Origin of the sequence: Mesorhizobium sp. M7A.F.Ca.MR.148.00.0.0, assembly GCF_003997735.1 — a bacterium.
Classification (GTDB): domain Bacteria; phylum Pseudomonadota; class Alphaproteobacteria; order Rhizobiales; family Rhizobiaceae; genus Mesorhizobium.
Genome location: NZ_RZTB01000673.1, coordinates 1 through 240, shown reverse-complemented (window position 1 = coordinate 240; position 240 = coordinate 1). Strand labels below are relative to the sequence as shown.

Sequence of the window (240 nt, the reverse complement as noted above, 5' to 3'; positions counted from 1 at the left end):
TCGTCCGCTTCGAGCGTGCCGTGCCCGCCGGGCGCAAGCCCGATCCGAAGCTTCTCATCGTGGCGCCGATGTCGGGCCACTATGCGACGCTGCTGCGCGGCACGGTGGAAGCCATGCTGCCCTATGCCGACGTGCATATCACCGACTGGGTCGATGCCCGCATGGTGCCGCTTGCCGACGGCCAATTCGATCTCGACGACTACATCGATTACGTCATCGACATGCTGCACACGCTGGGGC

1 pseudogene is annotated in these 240 nt (G+C 65.0%); it reads left to right on the top strand.

The features are described 5' to 3' along the window. Positions 1–240, top strand: a pseudogene (locus EOB49_RS35785) (polyhydroxyalkanoate depolymerase); the annotation flags it as partial.